The organism is Chlorogloeopsis sp. ULAP02 (assembly GCF_038404745.2).
Classification (GTDB): Bacteria; Cyanobacteriota; Cyanobacteriia; order Cyanobacteriales; family Nostocaceae; genus Chlorogloeopsis.
Window position 1 is genome coordinate 1 of the sequence record NZ_JAYKTT020000059.1, and the last position, 26,781, is coordinate 26,781.

Annotated in this window: 19 protein-coding genes; 7 read left to right on the top strand and 12 right to left on the bottom strand. The window is 41.7% G+C overall.

Translation table 11 applies throughout. From position 1 onward, the window contains the following. Window positions 1-379 precede the first annotated feature (379 nt). Window positions 380-2,965, top strand: a complete 2,586-nt coding sequence (locus U2718_RS20010) for a GAF domain-containing protein (protein ID WP_342002217.1) — start codon at window positions 380-382, stop codon at window positions 2,963-2,965. A 99-nt stretch (window positions 2,966-3,064) separates the two neighbouring features. On the opposite strand, the gene U2718_RS20015 is transcribed toward U2718_RS20010, so the two are convergent. Beyond that, entirely contained in the window at window positions 3,065-3,547 is a 483-nt protein-coding gene (locus U2718_RS20015; protein ID WP_342002216.1) for a hypothetical protein, read from the bottom strand. Between the two features lie 161 nt (window positions 3,548-3,708). Between U2718_RS20015 and U2718_RS20020 the strand changes: the two genes are divergently transcribed. Beyond that, on the top strand, window positions 3,709-4,602 hold the full coding sequence (locus tag U2718_RS20020; RefSeq protein WP_342002215.1) for an alpha/beta hydrolase: 894 nt from the start codon (window positions 3,709-3,711) through the stop codon (window positions 4,600-4,602). A 181-nt stretch (window positions 4,603-4,783) separates the two neighbouring features. Next, on the top strand, window positions 4,784-5,065 hold the full coding sequence (locus U2718_RS20025; protein ID WP_342002214.1) for a hypothetical protein: 282 nt from the start codon (window positions 4,784-4,786) through the stop codon (window positions 5,063-5,065). 58 nt (window positions 5,066-5,123) lie between these two features. Here U2718_RS20025 and U2718_RS20030 read toward each other — a convergent pair whose 3' ends face one another. The 9 genes from U2718_RS20030 to U2718_RS20070 form a co-directional block, all read right to left on the bottom strand. After that, window positions 5,124-5,828: a Uma2 family endonuclease gene (locus U2718_RS20030; RefSeq protein ID WP_342002213.1), complete on the bottom strand. Its 705-nt coding sequence runs from the start codon at window positions 5,826-5,828 to the stop codon at window positions 5,124-5,126. 55 nt (window positions 5,829-5,883) lie between these two features. Next, window positions 5,884-7,929 (bottom strand): elongation factor G, encoded by a 2,046-nt coding sequence (fusA, locus tag U2718_RS20035; protein WP_342002212.1) that lies wholly within the window; start codon window positions 7,927-7,929, stop codon window positions 5,884-5,886. Between the two features lie 579 nt (window positions 7,930-8,508). Further along, window positions 8,509-8,670 carry a hypothetical protein gene (locus tag U2718_RS20040; RefSeq protein WP_342002211.1) on the bottom strand — a complete coding sequence of 54 codons (162 nt, stop codon included), beginning with the start codon at window positions 8,668-8,670 and terminating at the stop codon, window positions 8,509-8,511. A 533-nt stretch (window positions 8,671-9,203) separates the two neighbouring features. Next, the gene (gene pstB / locus U2718_RS20045; RefSeq protein ID WP_342002210.1) at window positions 9,204-10,037 is read right to left on the bottom strand and encodes a phosphate ABC transporter ATP-binding protein PstB; all 834 of its coding nucleotides are present in this window, start codon (window positions 10,035-10,037) and stop codon (window positions 9,204-9,206) included. A 188-nt stretch (window positions 10,038-10,225) separates the two neighbouring features. After that, window positions 10,226-10,582, bottom strand: coding sequence for a response regulator transcription factor (locus tag U2718_RS20050; protein ID WP_342002209.1), 357 nt, complete (start codon window positions 10,580-10,582; stop codon window positions 10,226-10,228). A gap of 64 nt (window positions 10,583-10,646) precedes the next feature. After that, window positions 10,647-11,738: a CDP-glycerol glycerophosphotransferase family protein gene (locus U2718_RS20055; protein WP_342002208.1), complete on the bottom strand. Its 1,092-nt coding sequence runs from the start codon at window positions 11,736-11,738 to the stop codon at window positions 10,647-10,649. Between the two features lie 11 nt (window positions 11,739-11,749). Then, the gene (locus tag U2718_RS20060) at window positions 11,750-12,829 is read right to left on the bottom strand and encodes a CDP-glycerol glycerophosphotransferase family protein (protein WP_342002207.1); all 1,080 of its coding nucleotides are present in this window, start codon (window positions 12,827-12,829) and stop codon (window positions 11,750-11,752) included. Window positions 12,830-12,831: 2 nt separating this feature from the next. Next, window positions 12,832-14,211, bottom strand: coding sequence for an aminoglycoside phosphotransferase family protein (locus U2718_RS20065; RefSeq protein ID WP_342002206.1), 1,380 nt, complete (start codon window positions 14,209-14,211; stop codon window positions 12,832-12,834). Further along, window positions 14,208-14,996, bottom strand: coding sequence for a phosphocholine cytidylyltransferase family protein (locus tag U2718_RS20070; RefSeq protein ID WP_342002205.1), 789 nt, complete (start codon window positions 14,994-14,996; stop codon window positions 14,208-14,210). Before U2718_RS20070 ends, U2718_RS20065 begins: the two co-directional genes overlap by 4 nt. A gap of 306 nt (window positions 14,997-15,302) precedes the next feature. Between U2718_RS20070 and U2718_RS20075 the strand changes: the two genes are divergently transcribed. Next, a complete protein-coding gene (locus U2718_RS20075) occupies window positions 15,303-16,013 on the top strand; it encodes a glycerophosphodiester phosphodiesterase (RefSeq protein ID WP_342002204.1) in 711 nt (236 codons plus the stop codon). A 130-nt stretch (window positions 16,014-16,143) separates the two neighbouring features. On the opposite strand, the gene U2718_RS20080 is transcribed toward U2718_RS20075, so the two are convergent. Beyond that, window positions 16,144-17,448 (bottom strand): MFS transporter, encoded by a 1,305-nt coding sequence (locus tag U2718_RS20080; protein ID WP_342002203.1) that lies wholly within the window; start codon window positions 17,446-17,448, stop codon window positions 16,144-16,146. Between the two features lie 240 nt (window positions 17,449-17,688). On the opposite strand from U2718_RS20080, the gene U2718_RS20085 reads away from it, so the two are divergent. Both U2718_RS20085 and U2718_RS20090 read left to right on the top strand, forming a co-directional pair. After that, window positions 17,689-17,919 carry a type II toxin-antitoxin system prevent-host-death family antitoxin gene (locus U2718_RS20085; RefSeq protein WP_342002202.1) on the top strand — a complete coding sequence of 77 codons (231 nt, stop codon included), beginning with the start codon at window positions 17,689-17,691 and terminating at the stop codon, window positions 17,917-17,919. Beyond that, window positions 17,916-18,308, top strand: a complete 393-nt coding sequence (locus U2718_RS20090) for a type II toxin-antitoxin system VapC family toxin (RefSeq protein WP_342002200.1) — start codon at window positions 17,916-17,918, stop codon at window positions 18,306-18,308. Before U2718_RS20085 ends, U2718_RS20090 begins: the two co-directional genes overlap by 4 nt. A gap of 7 nt (window positions 18,309-18,315) precedes the next feature. Here the strand turns inward: U2718_RS20090 and pbpC are convergent, their stop codons facing one another. Further along, on the bottom strand, window positions 18,316-20,694 hold the full coding sequence (gene pbpC, locus U2718_RS20095; protein WP_342002198.1) for a penicillin-binding protein 1C: 2,379 nt from the start codon (window positions 20,692-20,694) through the stop codon (window positions 18,316-18,318). Window positions 20,695-21,000: 306 nt separating this feature from the next. Between pbpC and U2718_RS20100 the strand changes: the two genes are divergently transcribed. Further along, window positions 21,001-26,772, top strand: coding sequence for an alpha-2-macroglobulin (locus U2718_RS20100; RefSeq protein WP_342002196.1), 5,772 nt, complete (start codon window positions 21,001-21,003; stop codon window positions 26,770-26,772). Window positions 26,773-26,781: the final 9 nt, after the last annotated feature.

Sequence of the window (26,781 nt, forward strand, 5' to 3'; positions counted from 1 at the left end):
ACTACCTCTGGTTACTTCGTTGAACCAGGGGATTGCCCCGAAGTGTTCAAAACTTGTCATTGATGTTTAACGGGGATATATGCCAGACACACCCGACATCGGAAAATTTTAATTATCAGCAAGCAGCTGGATATTGATATTACCTTTTTGTCATTGATATCAGTACTACTGTAAATAGCACTGTAAATATATTAACAATTAATATATAGGCAATTCTTGAGAGCAATACTTGATAATCCTTGATGGGATGACGCTTGCTCTATAAGCGATTAAACTGTGGATAATACTAATTCAGTATTGCTGTATATAAAGTTTACATAATCATTTAATTGCATTATTAAACTCCTAAAACCGATCAATCCTATATAAAAATTCAATTATGTCAGTTCAACAACGTAGTAGCGGTGAAGGTGCCGATTTAATTATTGGTGTTCCCAGCCATAGTGATCGCGAATTGCCGCAAGATACTACTCCTGTGGGTGCTCTTGTTAGAAGTCAAGGAACAATTTCTTCCTTTCTTGCTCCTCTAACTCAGGATACTTTTAAACTAGTTGTTAAAGAAGTCGAACAAAAATTACAGATTGTTAATCAAACCCTGTCAATGTTGGATTCGCATGGGTTTGAAAACATTTTGCAAGAAATGTTACAGTCTATAACTCTAAAAACTGGTGAATTACTGGGAGCAGACCGAACTACTATATTTTTACTAGATGAAGAAAAACAAGAACTATGGTCAATTGTTGCAGAAGGAGAAGGCAATCGCTCTTTAGAAATTCGCATTCCGGCTAACAAGGGCATTGCTGGTGAAGTCGCTACCGACAAAAAGGTTATTAATATTCCCTTTGATTTTTACGACGATCCTCGCTCTTTTTTTGCCCAAGCACAAGAGAAAAGAACAGGCTACCGTACCTATACAATGTTGGCTCTACCACTGTTGAACGAGCGTGAGCAATTAGTGGCAGTGGTGCAATTGCTCAATAAATTAAAATCTCATATCAATCCATGTGCGGCTTTATCAGAAAGAATTGATATTGGAGGCTTTACCAGTAAGGATGAACAGTTATTTCTGGAATTTGCTCCTTCGATTCGGCTGATTTTAGAGTCATCACGTTCGTTCTATGTTGCTACTCAAAAACAAAGAGCTGCGGCGGCGCTGATGAAAGCGGTTAAGTCTTTGAGTCAAAGCAGTCTTGATTTAGAAGACACCCTCAAACGGGTGATGGATGAAGCCAAAGAATTAATGAACGCCGATCGCAGCACTCTCTGGTTGATTGATAGCGCTCGCCACGAATTATGGACAAAAATTTCCCAAGCCGACGGCTCTAAGCAGGAGTTGCGCATTTCGATTGGTAAAGGTTTTGCTGGTAAAGTTGCAGCATCCGGGCAGACTTTGAACATTCCCTTTGACTTATACGAGCATCCTGATTCTGATACTGCCAAAAAAATAGATCAGCAGACAAGCTATCGTACTTGTAGTTTACTGTGTATGCCAGTTTTTAATGCTGATCGCGAATTAATTGGTGTGACGCAACTTGTAAATAAAAAGAAATCTGGTGATTTTTCTGTTTATAATCCCAGTGATTGGCCTAAAGCTCCCGAATGCTTCCAAGCGAGTTTCGATCACAATGATGAAGAGTTTATGGAAGCCTTTAATATTCAAGCAGGAGTAGCACTACAAAACGCCAAATTGTTTGCCACAGTTAAACAACAAGAGCAAATGCAGCGAGATATTCTCCGCAGTCTTTCCAATGGTGTAATTTCTACTGATAAAGTCGGGCATATTATTGCTGCCAATGAAAGCGCCAAACGCTTGTTAGGTTTAGAAGCACAAGATCGCCTAGAAGGAAAATTAATTACTGAGATTATTCGTATTAAAGAAGGTGATTTTCAAAAGTGGTGTCAGGGTGCTTTGAGTGCAGCCGAGTCAAAATACCGCCAGCAGTACTATCCCGATCGCACGCTATTGACGGGTGGAGATGAGCAGCACAGTGTAAATTTATCGATTAACACAATTGCCGATGCCAGCGATCGCAATCAAATCTGTGGCGCACTCGTAGTTATGGATGACATCAGCGACGAAAAGCGCCTCAAAAGTACGATGTATCGCTACATGACTCAGGAATTAGCAGAAGAATTACTGAAATTAGATGATGCTAAATTAGGAGGCGATCGCAAAGAAGTTTCGATTTTATTCTCTGATATTCGTGGCTATACCACTTTGACAGAAAACCTAGATGCAGAAGAAGTGGTAAGTATGCTCAACGAATATTTCGAGTCAATGGTAGAAGCTGTATTCAAATATAAAGGTACTCTCGATAAATATATTGGAGATGCCATCATGGCTGTGTATGGTTCTCCTTTACCTTTACAAGAACACGCTTGGATGGCAGTGCAAACATCTCTAGAAATGCGTCACCGACTGCAAGAATTTAATGCCCGTCGTCATGCAAGTAATAAACCGTGTATCAATATTGGTATTGGAATTAATTCTGATGTAGTAATTAGTGGCAATATTGGCTCTAGCAAACGGATGGAATTTACTGCCATTGGTGATGGAGTTAACCTCAGTTCACGATTAGAAAGTGTGAGCAAGCAATATGGCTGTGACATTATAATTAGTGACAAAACATACTATCCTTGCAAAGATTTTGTTTGGGCTAGAGAACTAGATTATATTCGCGTCAAAGGTAGAAATGAACCAGTGGCAGTATATCAATTAATCGGTTTGCAATCTGACTTTATAAGTAGTGAAAAATTAAAGTTGCTTGAGTATTATCATCAAGGACGTACTCATTACCTTCAGCACCAATTTACCTTTGCGCAAGCTGAATTTAACAAAGTTTTGGAAATTGACAAAAATGATCAAGCCACACTCATGCATATGAAGCGTTGTCAATACTGGTTGCAAAAACCTCCATCAGATGCAGATTGGGATGATGGCGTATGGACGTATCAAGAAAAATAAATAATGTAGGAGCCGTCAGTGTAACTTGTGGCGGCTCTACATTCTCTGTTGGTGTATTTTCAGGCTGATTTGCTGACATACGAAAATTTACATATCACTTTAACCAGGTGGCTTAGTTAACGGTACCTCATCAGTCTCGGCACTAAAAGCTGCTGCCAAATCCGGGCTGGAAATTGCTATTGCATTCTCGTGCCATTCATGGATAATCGCGTCAAGCATATCCCATGCAGTACTTGAGCAATCAATCAACCGAAAAGCCTCACTAACCTCTTTAATAAATTCTTGAAGCTCTTCGGCGTCAAATACTCTCAACCATCCATAAGGATGTTCAAAACCAATTTCTTTCCCCATTAACAAACAAAAAGCAACGGTTAATACCTCAAAAACCGTTTTACTCTGTGTTGCTGCCTTAACAAGAAAAGTTACTTCCTCACGACGTAACAAAGCAAAAGATTGATCGTTGCGCGTAATTGTGACTGGATGTTCTAAAGCTTTGTCTAGAATTCGCCCAGGTTGACGATTCAATTCAGTTGCTGTAATTAGCTCATCTGAGTAAACATTACTTAAAGTCCCGAAAGACATAGGTTAAACGTTTTCAAGAAACGCTGACTCGATAATATTGAATAAGATAAAGAATGTTTTACGTATAATTGTACGTACTATTTTATTATTGTCAATAGAGACAAAACTCTGAAAGTTTGAAACTCCATCCAGAAAAGCTTTTGAATCTTAAAGGTAAACCTATGTTGTCTAATCCACCAGAATTTATCTTATTTGTGCAGCATGGGTGGGCAGATGATAATCGAGCGATGATGGATTTGGGGCGACGTCTCGTCACGGATACGACTCCAGTAATTGCTCCTAACTTGGGGTACATCCAAACCTGGATTAGAATTACTCCTCTAATTAAACTTGTAGAAAATATCGCCATCGAGCAAATTGCTAAGTATCCGGATGCTCCGATCAGGATAATTGGTCATTCGATGGGTGGTTTAATTTGGTTAGAATTACTGAATCGTCATCCGCAGTGGTGGGCTAAAGTACATTCGCTGGTTTTGGTTGCATCTCCGGTAGGTGGAGCAGACTTAGGGCGGATCGTTGATCCCTTGAATCTCGGCATCGGAGTTGCTCGCGATTTAGGAACAAACCGCAAAGCGATCGCCCAACAAATTGCCGCTGTGATTCCAACGTTAGCGATCGCCGGAGATATTGACGATGGCAGTGACGGTACTATTCCGGTAGGAGCTACCAAGTTTGCAAATGCAAAGTTTATCTGCTTAAGTGGATTGTCTCATGCTGTTCTGCGAAATCATCCATTGGTTGCATCAACAATTCGCGACTTTTGGTTGGATTTTACAATTGGTGAATCCATCATATTTGATGACATTGTTCAACGCTTACACGCAGTGCCAGGAATGACTGATGGGCATTGGCGTGATTTTTATCAAGCTAAGGTGGTGATGAAGCTGAACAATGGTGGTACGATCCGGACTTGGCGCAACCTGATTGGCGTCGATCATGTCTTTGTGGCATCCCCACAAGGAAAATGTTTGTATGCAGGCTTCGTGGGTTGGATGCACGCTCAAGATTTACGCCAAGCCTTAGAAGATATCAGGCAAGCATATGGGGTTTTTTAAGTTTTACTTTGGGGAATAGAATGCGATCGCGATCGTCAACAGAGATTAAATTAAGTTGTGCAGTTCAAAATTTGAAAATATCATAGGTTGCTATAGCTATATTACGAGTTTTTACTGATACCAACCAATTCTTCTCACAATTGTCATAATCAACTTAAGAAAGCTTTCTTGAGGTGAGGTTATGAAACCTTTTACTTCAGTACTTGTAGCAACTTTTTTAGCTGCGGTTGCAACTTTACCTTTTGGGCAGAGCGCTCAAGCTGACATTATTATTCATTTTGGTGGTGGCAACCCACACCACAGAGTATATAGACCCCATTATAGACAACATCGTTACCAAGTCTATTATCCAAGGCATTATCCAAGATATCGTGTTAGATATCGTTCCAGAAATCACCCAGGTTATCGAGTAATTTACCCAAACTATTACCGTATTCGCAATTATCAGCACTCATCATGGTGATGATTAGCTTTTAACCATGATTCTCAATTCTGGAAACTTGCGATCGCCTCAAGCATAGCTAACCGAGATCGGGTTCAACGCCCATCGCTCGCAATTGTGCTGCCAATCGTTCTGTAGGAGTCAGTATCCAATTGCCTGCTGCATCATACCAGCGCAACCAAGACATCTCAATATCTTGATATTTTCCCTGCCAAACACCTAATCCCAATTCTAGCTCTGGCATCCAAAAGCGCGGCTCTTGTAGGGCTACCTCTGCATAACGGCTACCATCCAATTTAAACATTCTGAATTGAGAGGTGTAGCGATCAAATACAGCGTAATAGGGTATACGCAGAATTCGTTCGTATACTTCCCATTTTGTTGGCGGTTGTTCAATATCTCGTAAAGTCTGTCCTAAGTCTTCTTTTTCAGTACCGGGAGAAAGCAACTCAACCACAATAAAAGGATTCACACCCTCTTGCCAGACGACATAACTTAAGCGCAAATCTCGCTGTTCATACAGACGAGGAACTCCCAAAACTGCAAACCAATCTGGGCGCTTGTACCATAGTGTATGGCGCGGATCGTAGTAAAGATTTAAGTCGCTAGCAACATAAACTTTGTCTGTAGGATAGCCAGGTGGGCGGAATGTTTCTCGAAGTAATTGGGGTTGCAACAAATGAAAGTCGTCGGGCAAACCAGGTTCCTTTGGATCTTCACTAGGAAGATCATACATCGTGGGGAGTACTTCTTTAGGCGGACGAGGTGGATCAGTTTGATACATGGTGAAGTTTACACTCTCTTTTAAGATTATGAGATGTCGGCTCGGCTCCTAGAGGTTATTGCACCGCATTAATAAGATTTTCCGGTACAGGTCGATATTCGGCAAACTCCATTGAGAAAGTTGCCATTCCTTGAGAAAGCGATCGCAGTTCTGTAGAGTAACCAAACATCTCTGCTAAAGGTACTTCGGCTCGAATCACCACGTCATTATCTCTGGTTTGCGAACCTAGCAGTAAAGCACGACGCGATAACAACTTTCCTTGTATGCGTCCCAAAAATTGACTTGGTGTTTCCACTTCCAACAACATCATCGGTTCTAAAAGCGTTGGTTGGGCTTTAGCAAATGCTTCTTCAAACTCAAATCTGGCTGCAACTCGAAACGCTAATTCCGAAGAATCGATCGGATGGTGAGAACCACCTTCTAAAATTACTTTCACTCCAATAATCGGATAGCCTTTAAGCCATCCAGTTTTCAATGCATCACGGCAGCCTTGTTCGCAAGCGGCAATAAACTGGTTGGGAATAACACCCCCAACTACTCGATTTTCAAATATAAATGCTTCTTCACAGGGTACTATCCTACCGCTAACATGAGCGTATTGTCCCGCACCCCCGGTTTGTTTTTTGAAAGTATAGTCGAAAGTTGCAGGTTTGGCGATCGTTTCGCGATAGGCAACGGCTGGCGCACTAACATAAACTTCGGCGTGGTATTCTCTTTTCATCCGTTCTAAGTAAATTTCCAGATGCAACTCACCCATCCCTGAGATTAGGGTTTTGTGCGATTCTGGATCGGTGCTGATATGCAAAGTCGGATCTTCTCGAACAAAACGATGCAATGCTCTGGAAATACGCTCAATATCTTCCTGGCTTTTCGGGGTAATGGCAATAGTCATTACGGGTTCTGGCACAAATATCCCTTCCAAGGAAAGGTTCGTTCCTAAAGAACAAAGGGTATCGCCAGAAGCACAGTCAACTCCAATGAAGCCGACAATCTCCCCAGCCGTTGCTGATTCTAATTCTTGACGCTTATCAACCTCAATTCTCACCAGTCGATTGACGCGCACCTGTTTTTTAGTGCGGCTATTGTAAAGGCGATCGCCACTCTTGAGAGTTCCTGAGTAAAGGCGAGTGTAAGTTAACTGCCCAAATTCGCTATCAATTAATTTGAAAGCAAACGCTACCACCGGAGCGTTAGGATCGGGATAAACCTGAACTTCTTTTTCTATTGAGACATCTGTAGCGCTCACAACTCGTCTTTCAATGGGAGAGGGTAAATATAAGGCGATCGCATCAAGTAAATTTTGTACGCCCTTATTTTTAAACGCCGAACCCATCAACACTGGTGTGAACTCTAAGCTCAAAGTTCCTTGGCGAATAGTATCCCAAATCATTTGTTTTGGTACTTCTTCACCTGCAAGTAACTTTGTCATCATCTCTTCTGAATGGATAGATATGCGATCAAGTAGTTTTTCTCGTGCTAGTTGTGCTTCTTTCTGTAAATTTTCTGGAATTGGCTTTTTAACTAGTTTTTCTCCGTTTTCTCCCTCAAAGTAGTTGGCAGTCATATCGATTAAATCGATGACTCCCGCAAATTTATCTTCCGAACCGATGGGATACTCAAGCACTACCGTGTTGAGTAATAGTTTTTCTTGCAGGGCTTCGAGCACTCGGAAGGGATTGGCACCAACTCGATCCAATTTATTAATAAAAGCAAGACGAGGCACGCGATAACGCTTCATCTGCCGATCTACCGTATAGGTTTGAGACTGAACCCCTGCAACCCCATCCAGTACCATGATTGCCCCATCCAACACCGAGAGCGATCGCTCAACTTCGATCGTAAAGTCTACATGCCCCGGAGTATCAATTAAGTTAATTTGCGTATCGTTCCAAAAACAGGTGATAGCAGCTGAGGTAATGGTGATACCCTTTTCGCGCTCTAGTTCCATATAATCCATCGTGGCACCATCACCATCACCACCTACTTCTTCCATTTTGTGGATTTTACCTGTATAGAACAAAATCCGCTCTGAAAGAGTAGTTTTTCCGGCATCAATGTGAGCAGAAATTCCGATATTACGAATATTGCTGCGGGAAATCATAGCACTTGCTCCTATTAAATCAAAGAGCAATCAAAGTTTAAAATCTCAGGATTGAAACAAAATTTCTGTTTCAGTCACTATGACAATGACTTGTTCTTTTTTATCAGCATTATCATCTTTATTTGTGTGATGCTTCACCAATTTTAGCTTTATTTCCCATTGACCGTACATTAAACGTAAAACTTTAATCTTTAACTAGAACTTCACGAACTGTTTGCCCACAACGCTCGTCATGAAATTATTTCTCTGTTAAAGTTTACCGTTTTCCCAAACCTATTTTCATGACAGTCAAGATTGAGAAAATACTAAAATATGTTACCTTAATTTTAACGAATAATTTTTATAGGAAAATAGATATAGAAAGGAGTAAGGTCAAAGCCGGAATTTAACCTTCTCTTCCTCAAATCCAAAAACACCTCAAAAACCCTGAAGAACTTTGACTGGAGGTGTCCAATATGCATGACCTTCCTATATTTGATGGTAATATTTATTTAATTGTTAAAATCTGCGTGTTAATTTTGGTGCTATGTATGTGGATGGCACTTAGTGCAGCACCTGTTTACTAAAGTTAAAAGCAGATTAACTGGCATGTGACCAGTCGTTAAGAACCTCATGCTCTTGCTGTTTCGGACGTTGACGTACTGGTCGTAAAGGAGTGCCAATATCCACATGACGATAAGCTTGCTTCTTCTTGGTGGTTTTGCGTTCTTGTTTGTTTAGGTCAATTTGTGTAGCAGTCATTGTACTTACCTCAATTTCATACTTTAGAAAAACTTTATAGCTATGCCGTATAATTACTCTTGGTAAAAACTAGGTCGTTATTACCGCGTCTATATTAACTATGGATAGTAGAAAGGGCAAGATACCAGGGAATTATTACCGTAGTATTACGCATAAAAGTAGAGATGAGCTCGGTAAGTCATCTTAGCCCTTTATTTATTCCATCACGCAAAAAATACTGATTTCCGGAACAACAATGAAAAAACTTTTAATTTGTAGAGATTTTTACTTTGTTGATTTCACGTCATGTAGCAAAATCATCAATAGCTTATTTAATGTTTTGTTTATAATCAACAACTCAAGTCAGTCACGGGAAAATCCCACAACAAGGCGATGAAATTCTCTTTCCCTATACCCTGTCACCTATTTTCAAGCTAGGCACCCACGTAATTTATCACACAACGAATTTGAAAACTCATCTTCCCTAGCCCTATTCTCGATACTTGAAGCTGTAATGATATATAAATCTTACGTGCTCGCGTGGTAAATTTAGCTTAACCAAAGTGGCCAAGTACGTATCTTCGCGTACTTTCTTTCGTTGGATTTTGGAAAAGTGTAGTAGTATTTTTATACTCTACAAGTGTGCCAATAGGGACTCCATTTTGCAGTTCAACGTTAAAAAAGGCAGTAAAATCAGAAATCCGAGTAGCCTGCTGCAGATTGTGAGTCACAATGATCACTGTGTAATTCTTCTTCAATTCCAGCAATAATTCTTCAATTCGTTGGGTAGACATTGGATCTAGAGCCGAGCAAGGTTCGTCCATCAAAATCACCTCTGGCTGCACCGCCAAAGCCCTAGCGATACATAAACGTTGCTGTTGTCCGCCTGAAAGAACCAAGGCACTTTTTTTCATTCGATCTTTGACTTCATCCCACAGATCTGCCTGACGTAATGACTGCTCAACTATTTCATCTATATTACCCTTGAAGCCATTAAGCCGAGGGCCAAAAGCAATATTTTCATAGATAGACTTGGGAAAAGGGTTCGGTTTTTGAAACACCATGCCAATGTGCCGCCTGACTGCGACTGCGTCTACTTTAGGGTGATAAATATTGCAACCGCCAAAGAAGATAGCTCCTTCTAGACGAGCTCTTGGCTCTAGATCGTTAAGGCGATTAAAACAGCGCAATAGAGTACTCTTGCCACATCCGGAGGAACCGATAAAAGCAGTAACGGAGTTTTTATAGATGGGGAGATTCACATCTTGCAAAACAGTAACAGAGCCATAGTGAAAAGCTTTGATTTGTGCTTGCAAAATAATCTCTCTTGGCAGATGAGATGAATGAGTTGTAGAAGAAGATTTTGGTTGTGGATATTGTGTTTGCATGAGCGTTTCTCACGTTTTACCTTCTGTTGAGACAAAAGAGTTGCGTTCAAACATATTAGTTTTGGCAGGCAGGGGAGCTTCAGGAGCAGAGGGAGAAATACTACCTCCAAATTGCAACTTAGTATGAATACATCTATAGGATGACAACAAGCTGTTTTTACATTGCGATTAATAAGTCAAACATATGCTTATTGCAACTGAGTTTTGATTCGCGCCAGCAGTTCTTCAAATCGAAAAGGCTTTGTGAGATAGTCATTAAACCTACTCTGCAAGCCAGTTATTTTGTGACTCAAGTCACTACAGGCACTGAGAATGATAATGGGTAGTTGTTCGCCTCGTTCTCGCAACTCTTGCACTACAGTCAAACCATCCTTGCCAGGAAGATTTAAATCTAAAATTAGTAAGTCAAAATTATTTTGTTGGATTAGCAGCACAGCTTCGCAACCATCTTTTGCAACGGCAGTGCTATATCCATTAGCTCGCAAACCTTTTTCTAAAAAGCTAGCAATGCGAGGTTCATCTTCGGCAATAAGAATTCTGCTCATAACTAGAATCTCCTGTAGAGGTTGTAGTGAAATCACTATAGACAACCAGCGAGAGACAGTAATCCTACTGACTAGAATGTAAAAGTAGCTCAATTTGATGTACGCCGCGCTTAGTCGCACCCCGATCTCTAGGGTTGAATACACTGTAGTGAAGGAGAGATTCGCGGATACTTTGATAGCGATCGCGCTGTAAATTTTCGTCGATTAGGCATTTGAGTTGGCGGATCTCATTGCATACATCCCCGCACTGCCAAAGGTAAGTTATTGATGAGACATCAGTGCTAGGTTGCAAAACACCAGGTTGAGGATTGAGAAAAACAGCTGGTTTATTGTAATACAGCCATTCGTAACCCGAAGCTGAAATGTCGCCAATGAATAAATCAGACTGAGCAAACCAAGGCATGACGTTTCCCGAACGAATCAGCTTGATACCAGGAATGCGATGCAATTGATCGACAATTTCCTGGTCGTAAAACTCTCGATTAGGGTTAAAAATATTCGGGTGCGGTTTAACTATCAAATTGTAATCTCTAGTAATTTCAGCAATTACATCCAAGTTATTCAGAAATTGCTCAATTGAGCTAATATTTTGCTTGCGCCAGGTAGGACAATAGATAATGGTTTTTCTGTCATTATCAAACAGTGGTGGTTGAGTAGGCGGGTGATCGAACTTGGGATAACCAATCAACGACCATCGCATACTGTGATTGCACTCATTTTGGAGTAGGCGATCTACCTGTCGTTGCCCGACGCAAAGACAAAGTAAGTAATTGCTGAAATCTCGGTCGTAAGTGAAAGGTTTGTCAGACATCCCGTGAAAAATTTGGACTGCGCGAGTCTTATTTGTGCGCTCTTCGGTTCGCAGAAACGTGGGAGTCAATACTAAATCGTAGGAGTCTAGGTTGCAATTATCATTAAACAAGTGGCTGTAGTCTGCATACTCCTGAAATTGGTTGCATTCAGCACTTAGTTGGCGAACAACCAAGAAATTTTCGTGAATACCCTGCTCAAGCATGTAATCTAGATAGGGCTTAATGGCTGCAAAGTAGTGCAGATTACCACAATATCTCAGATAGTAGGCGATGCGTTTAGCAGCAATGCTTTCTGCGTTGATGTTATGAGCTAAGGTATTCTGCGATAAAACTCCCACCATCATTACTCCTAAATTTAATTCAAAAATTTTTGTTTAAACCACGATACAGCAGCGTCGGTAGCATGACCATGGTTGTAAAATAGGTCAAAAGCGATACCAGTGCGAATTTCCGAAAAGCGATCGCACTCACTCAGGCTACTTGCCACAATTTTCTCTACCTGTTCGGGATGCTTAACTACTAAACCACCACGCCTACCCCAAGTGTCCAGATCGACTATCGCCCCCTGTGCTTTTGATTGCTCAATCAGCTGTGGCACGTCAAGAAAAACAAGCGGTCGATTTAGCAGAGCGTACTCGTTGGCAACTGACGAAGCATCAGTAATTAGTAGATCTGAGAGATACAGCAAAGGAACAATATCAAGAGCACGCACGAGCCGGGTATGCTCATCTTCCAAGTATGCGAGTTTTTGGAACCAGTCAATCTCATTTTTTGGATGATCGTGAGGTTTAATTAGCAAATCGTACTTGCCAGTTGCTGCTAGACGAGAAATTACTTCTTCGCCCATAGTTTCCAGGGAGTTATCAGCTTGTCCTGTTGGAGCATAGAGTAGAATTGGTCGCTTACCATCAAAGCCGTATCTTTGGAGTAACTCCCCGCGATCGAGTTCACCTGTAACCAAAGGATCGGTTTTGGGAAAACCAATTGGCACTCCACGCGGATCGTCTTCCGCCAACAGTCCGGCTTCTACAAACTTCCGTCGCATATAAGGGCCAATCAAGAAAAAAACGTTATAAGCCAAGTTTTCAGGACGCACCCCGCGATTGCGGAAGGAAACCCCGTGAAATATCTGGACGCGCGTCTCGAAATTTTCTAACGGTGCAAGAATGCGCTTGTTGGCAGAAAATAGCACATCGAAGTGACGATTCTGAATTTCCTCAACAGATAAGATCCGCTCTGGCTGAATGTGAAACGGAGCATACATAGCTGCACCATCATAGGTGAATCCTTGCTCTGTTTCTGTCCGCACTCCTCCAGATAAGTAAACCTCAACTCCAGACAGCTGCACTAACTGCTCGTAAATTGGTCGAAAACAGAGGAAGTGAACGTGAGCATAACCAGTGAAAAGTACGGTGACAGGCTTAGTAAGGTTCATTGCTAAACTTCTGATAAAACTGAATGATTAAGTATTGGTAGACAAAGGTAAAGACTCCCACCATCTAACACTCGTTCGGACTCATTAACCACAAAATCAAGGTGTGTCTGCCATCCCTTTACTAGCTTTCTCAGCGATGAAATTTTACCGCGTAGAAGTAGCTGTGTAGCAATGTGCCAGACAAGGCATGAGCGATCGATTGGCCGATTAGTTTCCTGTTCGTAAGCTTTTAGCAGAGCTTCAACACAAGCGTTTACATCTGGTGGAGATATTTTTTGTCGTCCAGCAATATAAATTAGATGAGCAATCAGACGACCGAGATCATAAAGCGGATCGCCGAGGGACAAAGCATCCCAGTCAACAATACCAATCCCATTTGGACTATAGAGTATTTGGTCGCCAAAGAGATTGCCATGTATCGGATAATTTTCGAGGAAAGGCAACTGTTCAGATAAATCTTCGAGTCTGCTTATTACTCCCTCAAGCTGGGCTGTGAGGTGAGGGAGAACTAGCTTTAAACCCTTCATGTGGCGGTGGAGTACGGCAAGTTCTTTACTAGGAGTCCAAACCGTTTCAGGATGAAGGTTACAGTCATGGAGTCGTGCCAAGTTTCGTCCTACCAGAGAAAAGGATTCAGGTATGACGCGATGCATGAGTTCTGTGAACTGAGTGCCGGAAACTTCCGTCATCAGTAGCGTGCGAACTGCTGGATTGTATGAAACAAATTTGGGAACACTAAAACCTAACTCGCCACTAGCAAAAGCTGCATCAACTTGCTGAAAATTACGGACAACATGGGGAGCATCAGTGGCATTGAGTAGCTTGGCAAAATAGCGACGATGAGTATTGGGATTTTCCCAAGCAAGGATAGCTCGCTTCAGTGGCACATAACGTAAGAGTTTAGGTGTGGGGTAATCCTCAATGCCAGATGGGATTTGATCTGGTGGCACTAGGAAATGGCAAAATTTTTTTGGCTGCAATAGCTGCTCTAATTCTCGCAAGTTTGGAGCATTGGGTAATGTCCACACAACAGTCTGCCAATGGGGGATGAGAAATACTGGTGGCCCTTGGCAAGGTAGGAAGTTATGCGTGTAGCTGTTCTCAAATTCTTGACGAGCTATCTCTGCTTTGGCAAAGACATGAAAGAAGAGGTTAAGCGTCACAGATGAGTTGTTGTCATCTGCGAAGACTATAGTCGCTTCAGCCATGACTCGCGCCCGCTCATAAGGTTTATAGTTGGTCAGACTTGGAGTAACCTTGACTGAATAAAGGTGATGGCTAGACCAACGACTCCAAACTTGAGAGAGGACTTCCTCAACTATCTGAGGAGTGCGAATCTGTTGGATGGTTTGGAAGACTGGATCTTGGGTATAACTCATCATGCTACCCTTGAGCCGAGTTTAACTAATTGCTTGGCAGCTGGTGATGCCGCCTTCTGTTTGCGTTGCCAGGATGGTAGAGTCTTGCAGATTGCAGGCCAGACTTTGTTACAGGCGTATTGCAAATCTTGAGGAAAGTCAATTTCAACCCACGGCAAACCAGCAACATCTATGCCAGCAATTGTTCGCTTGCGAGCTAGGCGTTGAATAGCTGCTGGAGCCCACTGGTTTGCTCCACCAACAGCCAGAGATGCCTCGGCTTCCTTAAATAGAGACTTGATAGCTCGTTTAGTAAATTTCAAAACACCTAAACTCTCGCCCTGTGCTTTTTTTATATCCAGAGTTTTACTAATTTGTTGTAACTTTCCCTTGTTAAAGGCAACCTTCATGTGTTCTGCTTCGTTACCCGACCAAGAATCATAAGCTAGAACGTTACCTGGAGTTTCCAGAAGACGCTCATAAACTTGAGGATGTGCCAGAACGTCGCTATTCATCAGTACAAAGGAATCACGCACCCAGTTACGAGCTAACCACAGAGAGTAAAGGCTGTTAGTCTCTGCATATCGGTTGTTGATGATCCAGTGGCAGCGATCGCCAACTACCTCCCGAATTTCATCAGCCCGATAACCAAGCACAACGCAGACATCATTAATACCAAAGCTGCGCAGTACTGCCAGTTGATACTCTATAAGACTCACTCCTTCTAACTGCGCTAAACACTTAGGCTTTCCTTGGAGTACTGATGCTAGTCGCGAACCACAACCAGCGGCAAGAATAACCCCTTGCATCTTGTTCCTCCTTTGCAAATCGTTTACTGCTCTGCATAGGACAAAGCTTATGAAGTTAAACTTTTTTTAACCTTTACTTAACTTAGATACAATAATTGCTTAACCAAATGAATGAATCATGAAAATTTGATGAGAAAACTCTTATATTTATTGCTCAGTAATTCATCCTTTTGCAGGTTTTACTATGAGATTTCACACCTTCTACATATACCTTCAAAGGTAAAATTAGAGGCATAGTGGGTTTAGCATTAGCTTGCCTGACAGGAGCAGTAAACGAATTTATACCAGAAGTGCCAGATACAAATTATGCAGATTATTGGACATCGTGGTGCTGCATCTCTTGCACCTGAAAACACCTGGGAGGGATTTGACATAGCATTATCAGTGGGAGCAGATGCAATTGAAACAGACGTTCGTGCCACTAGCGATGGTGAGTTAATCCTCATACACGACAAACACTTGGATAGAACCACTAACGGCGAAGGGTTAGTTCAGTCAACTCCTTGGTCGATAATTGGTGAGTTAGATGCTGGTTCTTGGTTTAGCGAAGAGTATCGTGATGCCAAAATTCCATTGCTGCGCGATACATTAGCCCGCTACGGAAATAGCACTCACTTAGTTTTAGAAATCAAGCAACCAGGGATTGAACTTCGCGTTCTGGAAATGGTGCAAGAATTCGGGCTGATAGGTGCAGTTACTTTCACTTCCTTCGATTTTCCAGTTGTTCAAAACATCAAGACACAATTAAGCGCCGCTAAAGTTGGCTTCTTAACCTCTGACATTAGCGAAGAGAATATTATGCAAGCTGTTGAGGCAGGTATGAACCAAATCTGCTTGCCAGCTAATGCTGTATCTCAAGAGTTAGTTTCCAGGTGTAAACAGCTTGGATTAGAGGTTAGGGCATGGAAAGTAAAAGACACTGAAGTAATGATCTCAGCACTGAAAGCGGGCGTAGATGGGATGACAGTGGATTTTCCTCACCTGTTATTGGCGGAGCTTGGTAGACAAGGTAAATGATGAAGCCAGCTACGATGTACACACAAGTCTAGTTTTTCTCATTACCATGCTCTGCATAGTGATGAAAACTTTGAGGCTCCGCCTCAATCAATGCTTTCCCAGGCTCCAGTCTGGGAAAGAGGAAAACACCCTACACCCTTTTTCGCCTGAACCATCTGGTAACACGACGGATTAGACTGCGACGACGCCTGCGAGTTCGCCTTCCTCTACTTGGCTTTTCTAACGATTTTGTTAAGAACGTCGCGTAAATTTCAGTCACTACAGCCAGTAAAACACGCCCACCAAGCATAACTGGCAGTCCCCAAGTACTCCATAAAAAGCCAGCAAAAATGGGGCCAGCAACTGTACCAGCATCCTCCCCAAGAATCATCCAACTCATTGTTTGCGCTCGACGTTTCTTGTCAAAGCTAGAAATGTGAGCCATTAGCGATCCCCAAGCCGGGCGGAAAGCAGCTTTACCAGTGTCATCGATTAACTTGCCAATGGCGATGCCTGCTAAGTTGGGGGCAAAAATGTAAATAATCGAAGAGATTGTATTGGCAACACTGCGGATCATGAGTACCAACTTCCGATAGCCGCGATCGGACAACCAACCAAATAAAGGCCCGGAGAACATAACCACAAGTGTTGAGACTGTGTAGATCAGTCCTGTTTGAGCCTCGTTTAAACCAGCGTATTTCGTAGCGATGATGGGAAACAAACCTTTGAGCATTTCTGCTGTGCCGCTAATTAAAAAATTCAAGATGGTGAACGGAAGCAGGATTGGTTTATTGGGAGTAACATGAGTTGAAAGTTGCTCTTCTTGGTTGGTAGGTGCTGCTTCAGCTACTTTACTAGTCTTGTGTGTTTCTGTCTGCGGCGATTCCTCTCCCCGAACGTAGCGAGCGACTGTATAAAGTGGCAACACGGAGATGAGGAAGGAAAAGGCAAAGACTAAGGAAAAATTAGAGGCTGTTAGCGTCAGTAGAATGCCAGCAAGTGCTTTTCCTAGCGAACCAGCCACCATCTTAGCTGTGTGATACCAGGCGAAGGCTGAAGCAATAGCTTTTTTACCGCCTTGTTCGGCAATTAAAGCGCTAGCTGCGGGATCGCGTAGAGCTTTAGACATCCCGTGTAAAACTCTGATCGAATAAAGTTGCCACCCAGAAGTAGCAAAAGCTAAAAGTAGGGCGACAAGGCTACGTATACCAATAGCAGCAGTGAAACTACGCTTCAATCCAAAGCGATCGGCTACCCAACCCATAATTGGTTTAAAACCCATTGCCGCGGCTTCGTTAAGCGCGATCAAAAAACCAATTTCGGTCAGACTCAACTCTAGGCGAGTGGCATAGAGCGGTAACGCAAAGCTAATTAAACCGAAACTGAGGCGCGAGAGGAAACCTTCTGCAACGATCGCAAACAGCGGTAAGTTAATTTGGCGAAGCTTTGACTGCATCCGTTGTTTAATGGTTGGCTGTAACTAGGAAAAAGTTTGCTCAATACCATCGGTGGCGAGCAGATAGTTGTGTTATTAATCTCAACTTAACCTTTAGTTAATCTTATTGTAGATAGTTAGCTTCAGTAAATTAACTTAAGTAAATATTGCAGTTATCAAAATAACCTGATGATGACGTCAAGAATTAAATAGGAAATGTGATATCCTTTGATTATGAGCCTGGTCATGACTAGGGGCATTATGAAAACTATTTCCAAAAGTAAACTTAAAAGCAAACTGCTGGAATTCTTGCGGCTTGTAGAGTCAGAAGGAGAAGAAATTGTAGTAACTGATCGGGGAAAACCAGTGGTGAAAATTACTAAATACGGTAATTCACCATCAACAGAGCAGTTATTTGGACAAATGCGCGGCAAAGTAAAGTATTTTGAGGATTTAACAACTCCTACAACTGAGGAATGGACACAAGTGTGAAGATAGTCCTTGATACTTGCGCTCTAATTTGGTGGAGTCTAGATCCAGAGAGACTTTCTGAATCTGCAAAAAAAGTCTGCAATCAGATGGAAAGGGAGAAAAACGGTATTGTTCCATTGATCGCTATCTGGGAAATCGCTATCAAAATCAAAAATAAAAAACTAGATTTAGGAGTTGATCTAAACGAGTACGTTGCTTCTCTGAAACAGTCTAGTGTTGTCCGTATTGTCCCTATTGATGAAGATGTGTGGTTAGAAAGTGTCAAACTAGAATGGAGTCATCGAGATCCAGTTGATCGAGTTGTTGTAGCATTAGCCACCAGTAATCAAGCTTCAATTATCACAGCAGATAAAGAAATCAGAGATTTTTACTCAAATGTGATTTGGTAGATTAAGTTCAAACCTTGGAACTACCAGTCGAAAAACCCCGACGTGTAGGTTTTTTACTAGCTAATTCAACTTGAAAAGTAACCTTGTCGCTCATTTCTCCGCTTCTGGCTTCTAATGTCCAGTTACCGGGATGCAGTTGCCAAAATAAAGAATTAGTGGACTGGGTTGCTATCTTTTCGCCATTCAACCACCACTCAACAGGTTGTGTGGTTATTCCTGCTAACTTAAACTCTAATTTTTGCTGTGCTTCTTCACTGGGATAAAGCACAAATAAATCGCCATTGTGAGGAGATAATATTTTAAATCTGTCAGAAGTAAAACTAGATTGATTCTGCCTTGCCAACCACTCATCATACTCTGAGGACAAATTAAAATTATTTTGATTTGCGTAGGCGCTAATGTCTTTTGGGTAAAAATATTCTTGTACTACAGAAGCACAATCTTGTGTTGGTTTTAACCCAGAAAATGCACATATAGGTAATTGCACCATTCCTTCTGGGAGCGAAAAAGTAGCAGGTTCCTTATGCTCGTGCAGGTGTAGCATAATCCGATTCCACAACGGTGCTGCTCCTGTAACTCCAGATACTTGACGCATCGGATTGCCATCAAAATTACCTACCCAAGTAGCAACTGTGTAATCGGTAGTAAAGCCAACAGTCCAAGTATCGCGGAAATTAGAAGAGGTGCCAGTTTTAACAGCTGCGGGAAAAGGTAGGTTGAGAACAGAGTCTACACCAAAGGCTGTGGCACGGGCATGATTGTCACTAAGTATATCGGTGATTAATTGCCATGTGCTAGGAGAAGAGACGCGGGGAGGGAGAGACGCGGTGACGCGGTGAAAGAACTCTCCGTGTCCTTTTTGATCGCTTAATACAGTAACTAAGGGCGTGACTTGTCCTTGTCGTGCCATTGTGACGTAAGCGCGGGCGAGTTCCCACAAACTAACTTCGCCACTACCTAGAGTTAATCCCAACCCATAGTATTCTGCTGATTGATTGAGATCTTCAAAACCCAACTCACGCAAACGAGCTAAAAAAGTTTGTACGCCTAATTTTTCTAATACTCTTACTGCTGGTATATTCAAAGAATTCGCCAATGCTATCCGCACTCGTACTGGCCCTAAAAAACTTTTATTGTAATCTGTAGGACTATAAAGTTTTGCTCCAGGAATAGCATAGTTTGCAGGCACATCTGCCAGAATTGTATTTGGGCGAATCACACCTTTTTCTAAAGCCAGTTCATACAAAAATGACTTGAGGGTAGATCCAGGTTGACGCAGCGCCTGTACTCCATCATTGCGCCCCAATTTTGCTTCATTAAAGTAATCAGGCGAACCGACGTAAGCCAAAACTTCTCCTGTGTGGTTTTCAACTACTAAAGCAGCCGCGTGATGAACATTGTTGGCAGCGAGAGAGGAAAGTACTTGCTGTAACTGTGCTTCTACAAATTGTTGCAAAGGACGATCTATTGTGGTGCGGATGGGAGAACCCCACCCCGGCTTCGCCACCCCTCCCCGCAAGCGGGGAGGGGTTGGGGGAGGGGTACTCGTTAACCAAAACAAAAAGTGTGGTGCAGCAATAATTCCTCGTTGGCGAGACTGAAACGAAACTTTTTCAGCATATGCACGTTCTGCTATTGGGTTAGTGATATATCCATCTTTTGCCATACGATTGAGGACATATTTCTGCCGTTGTTTGAGGCGTTCCCAATGCTGAAGCGGATCAAAGTAAGTGGGATTATTGGGAATAGCAGCAAGAAGGCTGGCTTGGGCTAGATTTAGATCGCTGGCAGGTATGGAAAAATAGGTGCGAGCAGCTGCTTCTACACCATATATGTTTCCGCCCATCGGCAGACGATTAATATAAGCAGATAGAATTTCATCTTTGTTCATTCCCGCTGCTAATCGCCAAGATAGCCAAACTTCACGTACTTTACCTGACAGGTTGCGGGGTGCAGAATCTAACATTCGTGCTAGCTGCATGGTAATTGTGGAAGCACCGGAAACTACTCTTTTAGCTTGAATTGAATCTTTGAGGGCGCGAGCAGCTGCTTTTAGATCTAACGCGCCATGATGATAAAAGTCTCCGTCTTCGGCGGCTAAAATTGCATGGATGAAGTGGGGAGAAACTTGATTGAGGGGAATAACAGATGTGTGTTCTCGATCGCTAGTAAGAATTGTTCCTAACGGTATCCCATTGCGATCGCTAAATTCGAGTGCGAGTTGTTCTTGGGCAATATCTGCGGCATGAATGGGAGCAAAATACGGTAGTAAGCGCACCAAAAGGCAGATGAGCAGTAAAGCCAGAATTATTTTGCTAGTTCTGCGATTGGGCTGATGCCAAACTTTCTGCTTGATTGGGAGAAGCCATTTTTTCGCTTGTTTCATCAGCGAATCCTTTGCCAAAGAAAAATTACCTTAATTGTTGCGCGGTAATTACAGCTTGATCGGGAAAGTTTTCAAACTTGTAACAACAATTCGGACACAGATCCCCGACTTTTAAAAGAAGCCAGAGTTCTTGTCTTTTTTTAATAAAAATACATAGTATTTAATGTTTAAAACATATAGTGAATTTTCGGAACAATTAGACTAAAGTTGGTATCAATACAATAAACCTTGATAGTTTGGTAGGGTGGGCATTGCCCACTCTATTTTTGCTTGTCATTTATAATTTTTAAATTGTAATTATTAAATATGCTCATAAAAATTCTACTCAAGTTCCTGCTTGTTATTGCACTTTTGATAGGAATAGCAGGATGTAATTTAGTTGGTATTGCCCCAGGTAAAGAAAGATTGCCAGAGGTTTTGGCGTTATCTTTACCCCAGTTACCTGATTGGATAGAACAAATTAGTCCGATTGGAGAAGCAGCACCTCTCAATCAAATTCGTATCCGGTTTCAAGAAGCTTTAATTCCTGTTGAAAGTCTTGATAGTCTAGAACAGCAGAATTTATTACAAAAATTTGCACTTGATCCACCTTTACCCGGTCAATTTCGATTTTTGACACCGCGCATGGTAGGATTTCAAGCTGATAAAGTACTGCCAAAAGCAACACGGTTGAAAGTTACGCTAAAGGCTGGTTTAGCTGATTTAAAAAATCATCAACTTGACAAAGATTTAGCTTGGACTTTTAATACAGAACCTATCAAGCTAACTAATTTACCTGGTAAAAACCCAATTGAAAAATCTGAAGTTGAACCAATAGACTTGCAGTCAAAATTTCAAGTCACTTCTAACGTTGAATTGGATATAACATCAGTTCGAGAGCATTTAAAATTAATTTCAGAAGGTAAAAATAAGGGTATAGGCTTTAAAGTTGAATTAGCAAAAGCAGAAAAACCGACAGAAACACAAGATCCGTTGGAAAAATTTGACTCTTCTGCCCGTGATTGGATTTATAATCTTACTCCACAGCAAAGTTTAGAAAAAGCTACTAATTATCGCTTAGAGTTTTCTCCTGGTTTACGTCCAGCTTATGGTAATTTAGCTAGTGATAAAAATTTTGTTAGTAAGATAAGTACTTATTCGCTTTTGGCATTTAAAGGTATTAAGTTTTATGGGCAACCAAATGCGGGAGGTGCTTATGGAAGATTTGTGAAAGGTAGCCCTCAGTTAGAATTTAATAATGGCTTGGTTGCAGATTCTGCAATTGCAAGTATTAAAGTTAATCCTGCACCCAAATCTATTTCTAAAGTTATCCAAGTCAACGACAAAGAAAATATTATTAGTATTAATCCTTACGCTTTAGAGCCGACTACTAATTATACATTTACTATAGATGGTAATCTGAAAGACCAATTTGGACAGACTTTAGGTAAACCAGTCACAGTTAGATACAACACTGGAGATTTGGCGGGTGATATTTGGGTTCCTGAAGGTTTAAATATTTTCCCTGCCGGAAAAGATTTGCAGTTGAATATTTCTACAGTCAATCTTCCAGAAGGAAAGTATAAAGCTGCTTATCGAGTGGTACAACCAACAGATTTAGTTTATTTCAATTCTGCTTATCCCAAAGGGAATGGAAATGATTTACTACCTAAATCCTCAGAATGGCAAAGCTTTAAAGTAGCGGCTAAGAAAAATCAGTCTGTTGAGGTAACTGTTCCTTTACGAGAAAAACTCAATTCTCCGATCGGAATGTTAGCCTATGGAGTGCAAGCACGTACTAATAAATATCAAGAGAACGGTAAGGAGTTATGGAGAGAACCCATAACCTATGGCATAGTGCAGTTGACAAATTTAGGTGTATTTGCACAGTGGTTTCCTAATTCGGGTTTGATTAGAGTACATCATCTTGCGGATGGTTCACCAGTCAAAGCAGCTAATATCGAAATTTATGAATCAAAATTAGAGGCAAAATCACGTCCTCAACCTGTACCTTGCACATCAGGTAAAACAGATGAAAATGGTACTCTCAGGCTAAAACGTGAAGATTTAGAACAATGTTTTACTGGTAAAAAAAGCTTTGAGAAAGCACCACAGTTATTAGTCATTGCTCGTGAAAATCAAGATTGGGCATTTGCTCGTACTGAAGAATATAGTGGTGCCTATGGCTATGGAATTTATGCAGATTGGGATGATGGTAAACCGATATCACGCGGGGTAATATTTTCCGATCGCCAACTTTATCAACCAGGAGAGAAAGCTTGGTTAACTGGTTTTGCTGATTATTTGCAAAATGGCACAATTCAGCAGGATAAGGATGCTGATTACCAATTAACTCTGGTAAGTTCGGATGGACGAAAGACAAATTTAGGCACAAAAAAAACTAATGAATTTGGCACGTTTTCTCTAGAATTACCCATCAAAAAGACTCAGCCATTAGGCTACTATACAATTCAGGGGAAGGGTAAAAACGGGCAAGAAATTTCTGGAGAGTTTCGCGTGGCAGAGTTTAAGCCACCTAATTTTAAAGTCGAACTCTCTTTAGATAAAAAATTTGCTTTAATTAATGACAAAATTGAAGCGAAAGCTACAAGTAACTATTTATTTGGCTCTCCTGTAGAAGGAGGTAAAGCTCAATATTTTATAACTCGCCAGCAGACTAATTTTATTCCCAAAGATTGGGAGGAATTTGCTTTTGGTAAACAGTGGTTTTGGCCGGAGGAAGCACCTTCTGTACCTAGCGATGTGTTGCAAACTAATACCCAATTAGATGTTAATGGAAAAAGTAATCAAACGGTAACGGTGGCGAAAGATTTACCTTATCCAATGACATATCGTGTAGATGTACAAGTTGCAGATGTTTCTAATTTATCTGTAGCTAATTCTAAAACTTTTACAGCCCTGCCGAGCGATCGCCTGATTGGTTTAAAAAGTAATTTTGTTGCTGAAGCTGGCAAGGCTTTCCCCATTGAAGTTATCGTCACCGATCCTACAGGCAAAGTACTCACAGGTCAACGGGTACGTTTGGAACTGCAACAGATGAAATACAGCAGTGTAACGCAGATAGTAGAAGGTAGTCAGACACCAAAAAATCAAGTTGAATATAAAACGATAGGACAAACAGAAATTACATCTGCAAATCATCCTCAAGCGGTAACACTCACACCAACCGAATCAGGTTCATACCGGATTAGAGCTAATTTTAGCGATGCCAGAAATGACATCACTGCTACTGATTTACAAATTTGGGCAACAGGTGAAAATCCCGTATATTGGGGTTCGCAAGAGCGCGATCACTTAGAAGTTAAACTTGATAAAAATGAATTCAAGCCAGGTGAAACTGCTACAGCTTTAATTCAATCTCCCTACCCAGAAGCAGAGTTATATTTTGCTGTGATTAAAGACAAACCCCTCTATCAACAAATAATTAAAGTTAGGGGAGGCGCACCACAAATTCAATTTCAAGTCACACCAGAAATGTTGCCCAATGCAGCTGTGCAAGCTGTGTTAGTTAGACAGGGTGTTCCTCTCAACCAGGTAGAAGCCGGAAGTTTGGATAAGTTGGTGAAAATAGGTTTTGCACCTTTTAATGTCAACTTAGAAGATAAATATTTAAAAGTGCAAGTCACCCCATTACAAGCATCACTTGAGCCGGGTGCAGAGGAAACAATACAGCTAGAACTCAAGGATAATCAGGGGAATCCCAGCAAAGGACAATTTACGGTGATGGTGGTAAATGAAGCAGTGTTACAACTTTCTGGCTATCGTCCACCGGATTTGGTAAATACAGTTTATGCAGAACAAGCGATCGCTACCCGCTTCAGCGATAATCGTCCACAGGTAATAGTAGAGCAAGAATCTGTTGCTAAACCCAAAGGTTGGGGATATGGCGGTGGTTTTTCATCGGGTGCAGCAAATACCCGCATCCGCAAAGACTTCCAAGCTCTTGCTTACTACAACGGCTCAATCCTCACAGATGATAATGGTAAGGCACAGATTACATTCAAACTACCAGATGACTTAACCACATGGCGAGTCATGGCTGTTGCCACCGATGGAAATCTGCGTTTTGGCAACGGCGAAGGAACTTTTCTCACAACAAAGCCCTTATTAACTAACGCCATACTGCCACAATTTGCCCGCCCTGGTGATAACTTCCAAGCTGGCTTATCTGTAACTAACAACACTGGCAAAACGGGAACTCTCAATATTAATGGTGAAGTTAGCGGGGCAGTGCAGTTTGCTGGAATTAATCCTCAAACGAAAGCTTTGCAAACCAAAACTGAATTAGCTACTGGTGCTTATCGCTTCCCAATGGCGGCGAGTAGTTTTGGAGAAGGCAAAATTCGCTTTACTACTCAGCTAAATGGTGTGGCGGCAGATGCTTTTGAAGTACCTCTGGAAATTAAGCCACTGGAAATTACAGAACAAGTTGTGGAAACTGGTACGATCCCCCCAACCCCCCTTAAAAAGGGGGGATTGAGGGGGGATCAAACGAAGATTCCTCTCAATGTCGAGAAAAATACTGTCTCAGAAGCAGGTGGTTTAGATATTCAGTTAGCGAGTACTCTCATACCAGAGATTAAAGCACCAGCACAACAAGTTTGGCAGGATGATGACTTGCCTTTTGCAGAACCAGCGGCGAGCCAGTTGTTGATTGCTGCAAATCTGCAAACTCTATCAGAAAAATATAGTCAGACCTTTGCTGAATTTAATCCTACCAAACAAGCCAGCCAAAGTATTGAAAGATTGCAAAAACTCCAACTTGCCGATGGTGGTTTTGCCGCTTTCCCAGGGCAAGAAAAATCCGATCCTTGGGTTTCTACTTACGCAGCCAAGTCTTTAGCTAAAACAAATCAGGTGTTTCCTGCCTTAGTTAATACTAGAATGCTCTCCCAACTTAAAGGATACTTGCAAAAAATTCTAGCAAACCCCGGACAATACGAATTTTGCAAGCAGCAACTGTGTAAAAGCCAGATGCAACTCAACGCCTTAATGGCTTTGGCAGAATTGGGAGACAAACGCAATACTTTCCTGGCAGATATATACCAACAGCGCAACGCTTTTGATCCAGTCATGCAGATGAGATTAGCGCGATATTTATCTCAATTTCCAGAATGGCAGGATGAATCGCAACAACTTTTGAGCCAACTACAACAAAATATATATGAAACTGGTCGCAGCGCTGTTGTAAGTTTACCCCGCAGTTGGGGATGGATGAGTTCACCAACCACAGCACAAGCGCAAGCTTTACGCTTGTTTGTGACTCAGCAAAGTAAACCAGAAGTTGTCGATAGGTTGTTGCAAAGTCTTTTAGCACTGCGACGAGATGGAACATGGCAAACTAGCTATGATAATGCCCAAGCGCTAACAGCTTTAGTAGAATACAGTCAACTGCAACCCACACCACCGAATTTTGTTGCCACAGCACAATTAGCGAATAGAAAACTGGGAGAAGCTAAATTTGCAGGCGATCGCAATCCTAGTTTAGAAATAAAAGTGCCTATGGATAAATTACCCCGTGGGCGTCATGATTTACAATTGCAAAAATCTGGAAAAGGTACATTACATTATTTAGTTGCCTATCGTTACCGCTTGCAGGGAAATCAGCCAGGTAGGTATAACGGTTTACGAGTAACGCGGGAAATTCGCAACATCAACGAAGAAAAAGTGCTTCAAAAGACAGGGCTTTACGCTTTTGACAAACCTTTAACTTTAAAAACAGGTCAAGTTTTTGACATTAATTTAGAAATAATTGCCGATCGCCCCGTAGAGCATATGGTGATAACAGATCCCCTGCCAGCAGGCTTGGAAGCGATAGATGAAAGTTTCCAAACAGCGACATCTGCATTGCAAGCACCAGCCGACAGCTGGCAACTGGGTTACAAGACTATCCATCGTGATCGCATTGTCGCCTATGCAGATCATTTGGAACCAGGAGTCTATAACTTACATTATTTAGTGCGTTCTGTTACTCCTGGTACTTTTACATATCCCGGCTCTGAAGTACACCTGCAATATGCACCGGAAGAATTTGGACGAGCAGCCGAGTCTACACTAGTGCTAGAGGAGCGTGGATAATTCTTAATG